Source organism: Terriglobales bacterium (assembly GCA_035543055.1).
In the GTDB taxonomy this organism is placed as follows: domain Bacteria; phylum Acidobacteriota; class Terriglobia; order Terriglobales; family Acidobacteriaceae; genus JAIQFD01.
This window is the reverse complement of record DATKKJ010000126.1, coordinates 1-7,482: the sequence shown is the minus strand read 5'-3', so window position 1 is coordinate 7,482 and position 7,482 is coordinate 1. Positions and strand designations below refer to the sequence as shown.

General features: G+C 64.3%; 7 protein-coding genes. 5 read left to right on the top strand and 2 right to left on the bottom strand.

Features of this window, described 5'->3' with window-relative positions; translation table 11 throughout:
* The 3 genes from VMS96_08925 to VMS96_08915 form a co-directional block, all read left to right on the top strand.
* A partial coding sequence (locus VMS96_08925; GenBank protein ID HVP43545.1) for a prolipoprotein diacylglyceryl transferase family protein occupies positions 1-216 on the top strand: 216 nt, incomplete at its 5' end.
* 79 nt (positions 217-295) lie between these two features.
* Positions 296-1,267, top strand: coding sequence for an RluA family pseudouridine synthase (locus VMS96_08920; protein HVP43544.1), 972 nt, complete (start codon positions 296-298; stop codon positions 1,265-1,267).
* 173 nt (positions 1,268-1,440) lie between these two features.
* Positions 1,441-2,460 carry a VWA domain-containing protein gene (locus VMS96_08915; GenBank protein ID HVP43543.1) on the top strand — a complete coding sequence of 340 codons (1,020 nt, stop codon included), beginning with the start codon at positions 1,441-1,443 and terminating at the stop codon, positions 2,458-2,460.
* A 148-nt stretch (positions 2,461-2,608) separates the two neighbouring features.
* Here the strand turns inward: VMS96_08915 and VMS96_08910 are convergent, their stop codons facing one another.
* Positions 2,609-3,628, bottom strand: a complete 1,020-nt coding sequence (locus tag VMS96_08910; GenBank protein HVP43542.1) for a VWA domain-containing protein — start codon at positions 3,626-3,628, stop codon at positions 2,609-2,611.
* A 90-nt stretch (positions 3,629-3,718) separates the two neighbouring features.
* On the opposite strand from VMS96_08910, the gene VMS96_08905 reads away from it, so the two are divergent.
* Positions 3,719-4,954, top strand: coding sequence for a VWA domain-containing protein (locus VMS96_08905; GenBank protein ID HVP43541.1), 1,236 nt, complete (start codon positions 3,719-3,721; stop codon positions 4,952-4,954).
* Between the two features lie 149 nt (positions 4,955-5,103).
* Positions 5,104-5,688 (top strand): ADP-ribosylation factor-like protein, encoded by a 585-nt coding sequence (locus VMS96_08900; GenBank protein HVP43540.1) that lies wholly within the window; start codon positions 5,104-5,106, stop codon positions 5,686-5,688.
* A gap of 51 nt (positions 5,689-5,739) precedes the next feature.
* Here the strand turns inward: VMS96_08900 and VMS96_08895 are convergent.
* Positions 5,740-7,482 (bottom strand): multicopper oxidase domain-containing protein (locus VMS96_08895; GenBank protein HVP43539.1); only part of this gene is annotated, 1,743 nt, incomplete at its 5' end.

Below are 7,482 nucleotides of genomic sequence, written 5' to 3'. Positions count from 1 at the left end.
GACGGCCAGGTGATGGGCGCTTACCTCTTCCTCTACGGCGTGGAGCGCTACTTTCTGGAGTTTCTGCGCGGCGATCCCGGCCGGGGAAGCGTTCTTGGTGGCATGATGAGCGGGACACAGTTGATCTCCATCGTGCTGGTCATCGTCGGTGGCGTGCTGTGGATGGTGCGGGCGAAGCCGGCGGCAAGACCCAAGCAATTAGCGACTAGCGGTTAGCGCCTAGCCATTTGGGGCTCGCGTGGATGGCTAAACGCTGATCGCCAATCGCTGACCGCTCTTCTACAATCCGCTCTGCATGCTCCAATCTCCCCAATCCTTCACTGCCACCGCAGACGACGCGGGCAAGCGCCTCGACCAGTTCCTGACGGGACAGTTGCCGGAGGTGAGCCGGGTGCGGGTGCAGCAGCTCATCGCGCAAAGGAAGGTGCGGGTCGATGGCGGCGCCGCCAAGGCATCGCAGCGGCTGCGGGGCGGCGAGCACGTCGAAGTGCTGGGTGAGGTGAAGGCGGCGCCGCTGCGGGCCATGGCGGAGGACATCCCGCTCGACGTGGTGTACGAAGACGACTCGCTGGCGGTGGTGAACAAGCCGGCGGGCATGATGGTGCACGCGGGATCGGGCGCGACCGAGGATGCGCGCAACCGCGGCACGCTGGTCAACGCCCTCCTGCACCGGTTCCAGGCGTTGAGCGGGGTGGGCGGCGAGCTGCGCCCCGGCATCGTGCATCGTCTGGACAAGGAAACCAGCGGGCTGATCGTCGTCGCCAAGAACGACGTATCGCACCGCAAGCTGGCGCGCCAGTTCGCCGGGCGGGCGGTGAAGAAGACTTACCTGGCGCTGGTGCATGGCTGGCCGAAACAGGACCGGGGAACGATCTCCGACCCGATCAGCCGGGACCGCAAGCGGCGCACGCGCATGACCACGCGGGGCAGCGGCGGGCGCGCGGCGGTATCGCACTTCAAGGTGCTGCGGCGGGTGGAGAGCCGGTTCGGTAAGTTCGCATTGCTCGAAGTCCAGATCGAGACCGGGCGCACCCACCAGATCCGGGTCCACCTGGCGTCGATCGGGCACCCGGTCGTGGGCGACACGCTGTACGGGGCGCCGCGGGAGATCCGCAGCAAGAACGGCACCCTCAGCCTGGGGCGCAATTTTCTGCACGCCGGCAAGCTCCAGCTCGAGCACCCAAGAACGGGAGAGGCCCTGACTTTTTCCCGAGGATTGCCGGAGGAATTGGAACGATTTCTGACGGAGGTAGAGCACCGCACATAACATGCCGAGCGAAGCGAGGGAGCCCTGTCGCCAGCAGTCCTGCCGCGGGTAGGGCTTCCTCGCATCAGCCTTCGGCCTGCGCTCGGAATGTTCTGTGAAAGAGTTACCAAAGGTCTGCGGCGAACTCCACGGGCAAGCGCGGCGGGTGAGCAGCTATAATCGACAGTAACGCAATGAAGACTGTGTATTCCCTTCCTTTGTTTCTCGCGTTGACCGCGGTGGTGTGGGCACAGACACCGGCGCCGAGCTATCCCGCGCCCAGCGGCCCGCCTCCGGCCGGGGCTAAGCCGCAGGTGCCGGCGCAACAGGCGTCGCTTCCCGGCGCTGTCAGCGGCAAGACGGACGACCCCGACGTCACCACCTTCCACAAGAAAGTGGAAGAGGTGAACGTCATCTTCACCGTGACCGACAAGCACGGCAGGTTCATCAAGGACCTGAAAGAACAGGATTTCCATTTCCTGGACGACAAGCGGCCGCCGGAAGCGGTGAAGGACTTTCGCAGCGAGACCGACCTGCCCCTGCGGGTCGGCCTGCTGATCGATTCGAGCAACTCCATCGCCCTGCGCTTCCGCTTCGAGCAGGAAGCGGCGACCGAGTTCCTGAACCAGATCGTGCGGCCGAAATCGGACCTGGCATTCGTGATCGGCTTCGATACCACGACCGAGGTCACGCAGGACTTCACCGACGACTCCGAAAAGCTCTCCAAAGGGATCCACATACTGCGGCCGGGAGGAGGTACCGCCCTGTATGACGCGGTGTACTTCGCTTGCCGCGACAAGCTGATGAAGGCGCCGGTGACGGGGCCGGCGCGCCGGGCCATCATCCTGCTGAGCGACGGCGACGACAACCAGAGCCGGGTCACGCGGGAGGAGGCCATCGAGATGGCGCAGCGCGCCGAGGTCATCATCTACGCCATCAGCACCAATACCGCCGACATGAAGGGCTTGCCGGGCGACAAGGTGCTGGAACGCATGTCGGAAGCCACCGGCGGCCGCGCTTTCTTCCCCTTCAAGATCCAGGACGTGTCCAACGCCTTTACCGAGATCCAGGAAGAATTGCGCAGTCAGTACCAAGTCGCCTACAAGCCGGCCCAGTTCATTGCCAACGGCAGGTACCGCAGCATCGAGATCCTGGCCGACAACAAGAAATACAAAGTGCGGGCCAGGAAGGGATACTTTGCGCCGAGAGAGTAGACCCGGTACCCAGCGCCCAGTACTCAGTTGAAGAAGGCCCCTGGCGAGCAGGGGTGTTCATTCCCCCGCGAAGAAAAGCAGGTCCCTCGGGGCTGAAGCCCCTCGGGATGACACTGCTACTTTATGGCTAATGGCTGACGGCTGATGGCTATCTTGTCGGGGCGTAGTAGCCCTTGCGGGTCTGGACGTGGTAGCCCTGCTTGCTGACCAGCTCGATCTTGCGGAAGCTGCCATCGCGGGCGGTATTGGTCGGGGTATAGCCGATGCTGTACTGGCTGCGTAGCTCAGCGGCGATCTGGTCGAAGGCCTTCTTCACCTTCTCGTACTTGTTCCCCACTTCGATGGTCCGGCCTCCCGTCTGCTCGGTGAGGCGCTTCATGTCGCGGTCGCCGGAATAGCCCATGGCGCCGTAGTAGAAGCCGCGGTCGGCGATGAGCAGGACGTAGACGATGGTGTCCGCCCTCTGCGCGGCCTCGACGGCCCGGTTCAGGATCATCATGCTGCCCTGGTCTTCGCCGTCGGTGAGGATGATCATGGCCTTGCGGCCGACTTCGTTCTTCAGCTTCTCATCCGCGGCCAGGAAGATGGCGTCGTAGAGCAGCGTGCCTTTGGGAGTCCCGTGCTGGGGGATAGGCCCGCCGCCCACCCCGGGGATACCGGTCACGGGGGGACTTCCGGAATTGATCCTCACCCGCATGAGGGCCTCGCGCAGGTCCCGGGCGGAGCTGGTGAAGTCCTGCTGCAATTCGACGTTGACATCGAAGTTGATGACGAAAGCAAGGTCTTTGGGAGTGAGCACCTCCTTGAGAAAGGCGGCGCCCACGTCCTGCTCCATGGGCAGCACCCGCTGCTGGCTGGCGCTGGTGTCGATGAGGATGCCGAGAGTCAGGGGCTGATTGGTCTCGGCGGAGAAGTACTTGATGGTCTGCGGCTTGCCGTCTTCGAAGACCTCGAATTCGTCTTTGGTGAGGCCGGGGATGAGGGCGCCGTGCTTGTCCTTCACGTTGAAGAACAGGTTGACCACGTTGACCTGGGTGCGGAAGGTGGGCAGCTCCCCCTGCTGGTCCGGCCCCTGCTCCTTGGGGGCCTCCTGCGCCCAGAGCGGCGCGGCGCAGAGGCTCAAGACGAAGAGGGACAGACCGAGGCGGACCGCGAGGCCAGTTCGCATACTTTTCAGCACCTTTTTGCTAGTCTAGACTATCGTAAGATGCAGGAACTTCGGGCATCGTTGCGGTAAAACCAGGCGGAAGGCGGACCTTTGGCACTCCTCATGCGGTTCTCCCAGGCGGTGGCGTGCGTAGTGATGGTGGCAGCCTGCGTGGCAGCAGGCCAGCAGGCGCATCCGGACGCCCCATCGGCTGCCCAGCAGAAGACCGAGCAGCTCCCGGATGCCCCGCAGCCACAGCCGCAGCAGCCCCCGGCATTCCCCAAAGCAGCCCCTCCCCCGGCGGAGCCGCAAGCGCCCGCCCCCAAGCCCGACATCATGCCGGCAGTCCCCCATGCCGCGGACTCCGGGGTCGACTCCCGCGACAAGATGTTCACCATCATCAAGACGGTGAACCAGGTGTTCATCCCGGTGACCGTGCGCGACGACAGCGGCCACCTGGTCGAGGGGCTGCTGCGCAAAGACTTCACGGTGATGGAAGAAGGAGTGGAGCAGCGCATCAACTTCTTCACCAGCGATCCCTTCCCCTTGAGCGCCGCCCTGGTGGTGGACGTGAACCTTCCCGAAGGCGAGATGCGCAAGGTGAACGAGACCATGGGCGCGCTGGTCGGCGCTTTCAGCGATTTCGACGAGGTCGCGTTCTACACCTTCGGCAGCACCGTGCGGCGAGAACTGGACTACAGCGCCATGACCGACCGCTTCGCCGTCGCCCTGCGGCGGGTCAAGCCGAAGGGCCAGAATCCGGGGCCGCCGGTGACCTCGGGGCCGATGGCGGGCGGCCCTTCCATCAACGGGCGTCCGGTGGACCCCAGCGTGCCCATGGTGAACTACCCGGGACGGCAATCGGAGGTGCTGAACGACGCTATCCTGCTGGCGGCGCACGACCTGGCCAAACGCGACCGCGCCCGGCGCAAGATCATTTTCGTGATCAGCGACGGCAAGGAGTGGGGTAGCCGCGCGAGGTACGACGAAGTGCGCAAGGTGCTGCTCTCCAGCGAGATCGCGGTGTACGGAGTAGCGGTGGACACGGGCGCGCTGCCGGTGTACCGGACGGCGCAGAAGGCGCACATCCCGGGAACGGCTTACGGAAACATCCTGAATCGCTATGCGGCCGACACCGGCGGCGAGGTGTACCCGGAGCTTGATCGCTCCGCCATCGAGACGGCGTACGCACGGGTGACCGCCACCGCCCGCAACCAGTACACCCTCGGCTACCTGGCCAAGGCCACTGCCTCCGGCACGTACCGCAATATCGAGGTGCGGGTGCATCGCGGGGGCCTGGATGTGAAGGCCAAGCCCGGTTATTTCCCGCTGCCGCCGGGAAGTTGAGCCGCCGAAACACGCGTCGTGCCTGAGAAAACTGGCCCTTGGGCGTGATTCGATGTGGTATAAGAGGCGAGCAGCGCAACCACCAGCAGCTCAATCCAGCGCGTGCCGCGACGTGCCCGGCGCGGGCCGCGCCCAGCGAGGCAAGGGTCTTGAGTTTCATCAACTTCGCGGCCCGCGAGATCAACTGCAAAATCGTCTATTACGGCCCCGGTCTGGGCGGGAAGACGACCAACCTGCAGGTCGTCTTCGACAAGACCGCCGACAAGCAGAAGGGCAAGATGATCTCCCTGGCCACGGAGACCGACCGCACGCTGTTCTTCGACTTCCTTCCCCTGGACCTGGGCACGGTGCGCGGCTTCAAGACCCGCTTTCACCTGTACACCGTCCCCGGCCAGGTGTTCTACGACGCCAGCCGCAAGCTGATCCTGCGCGGGGTGGATGGGGTGGTGTTCGTCGCCGATTCCCAGGAAGAGCGCATGGACGCCAACGTCGAAGCGCTGGAGAACCTGAACGACAACCTCAAAGAGCACGGCTACGACTTCAACAAGATCCCGTACGTGCTCCAGCTCAACAAGCGCGACCTGCCCAACGTGATGTCGGTGGATGACCTGAAGAAGGACCTGGTCAAGAAGGGCGAGCCGGTGTTCGAAGCGGTGGCCTTCCAGGGGGTGGGGGTCTTCGAGACGCTGAAGGAAGTGGCGCGGCAGGTGCTGATCGAACTGAAGAAAGGCTAGTACAGAGTTCAGAGTACAGAGAGGGCGCGGCAGAAGCCGCGCCGTTGGTGTTTATGGGGCAACCTGGAAGGGCACAGTGGCCAGCAATTTTCCCTTGCGGATAGATGCTTCGAGCACAAACTGGCCGGGGGCGGCGGGGACGTACTCAAAGTCGTAGGTTTCGCCGGGATCGAGGGCGACGGTTGCGGGCTTCGGCGCGGTGTAGGAAGCAGGCAGGTCGGCCCCGTCCTTGGCCAGCGGACGCCAAGTGGCGACAGAGTCGCCCGACTTGAGCGAAACCGTTACCGTGGCCGCAGCGGTAATGCCGACAAAGCGCAGACGATAGCGCTTGCCGGCGCGCAGGGAGAGAGGAGCGGCCTGGACTACTCCGTTGATGAGCACGGGGGCTTTCTCGTCGTCGATGCCGCCGCGGCTCAAGACGAAGACCTTGTCGGAATCCGGATCGAAGGATTCGTGGTGGTCCACCACAATCAGCGCCCCGTAGAGCCCGGTGCTGATCTGCTCCAGATCGTTCAGATGGGTGTGATAGATGAAGGTGCCGGAGCGCGGAGGCGTGAAGTGGGCGACAAAAGAGTCTCCGGGCGCGATGGCCGGCGTGACCTGCGGGGCAAGACCTCCCCATCCGACGACCCCGTCGAAGTAACTCTCCAATTGGATGCCATGCCAGTGAACCGAAGTGGAGTCCTGCAGGCGGTTCACGACCTTGATGGCGACCGGCTGGCCGCGGGTGAGCACGATAGGAACTCCGGGAGCAACGACACGGAGAGTGCCGGGAGCGGGGTCGACATCGCCGGCGAAGAGCTGATATCCGAGCGCGGGCAGGTCGCCAAGCTTGTCGCCGCGCGGGGCCGCAACCAGGGTGAGCAGGCGGGGCGCGGGCTTGACTGCGGCGCGCGCTCCGGGGCGCGGCAGCGCCGTCACCCCGAGCACCAGTCCTGCCATGTGCTTGTGGGAGTGGTCGTGGGCGGCCACGAAATCTTCGTACTTCGGATAGGCGATCTGGGACGAGAGGTCGAGGTAGGGAGTGACGTGATAAAGGATGTGACAGTGAAAGAGCCAGTTGCCGGGTTGCTCGGGGGACCAGGTCATGCGCATGGTGCCGTTGTCGGCGAGCGACTCGGTGACGACCAGGCGGCGCTCGGACGGCGGGAAGATGCGGTCGCGTTCATTGTCGCCGAGGCTATCGACGGAGAAGTAGGTCCCGTGCAGATGGAGCGGGTGAGGCTCGTAGCTGGCGTTGATCCAAGTCCAGTGGATGGGCTCGCCGACGGTGTGGGTGAAGTGCTGAGTGTGGGGCCAGGAACGCCCGTTAATGGCGAAAGTGTCCAGCTCCTGCACCGGCGGGGTGGCTTTGGGGTCGGGTGGGCGATCGTAGGCACTGATGATGAAGATAGGATCTTTCGCAGGCTTGCCGGGTGGATCGACGATGAAGGCCCCGGAGAGCTCGCTGTCGATGTCGCGCTCCTGAAGGGATTTGCCGCCGACGGATGCCCAGTAAAAGTACGCTCCCGGCGCACCGGCAGAGAAGCGGACGTGACGCTCCTCGCCGAACGGAACTTCGACAGGTTGATCCTTGCCGGGACGAGTATGAAGGCCGTGCACGGTCGCGGTTTTTCCGGCGATGCGATTGCGGATGGAGACGTCGATGGTCGTTCCCTCGCGCACCCGGAGTAGGGGGCCGGGATCGGTCGGTGGCTTGCCGGGTTCCGCGAAGACCGGAATGAGCACACCGGTGGAGTCGTAGCCATCGGGATACCACATGCCTTCGACGATCTCGAGCTGGAGCGAGAGGGT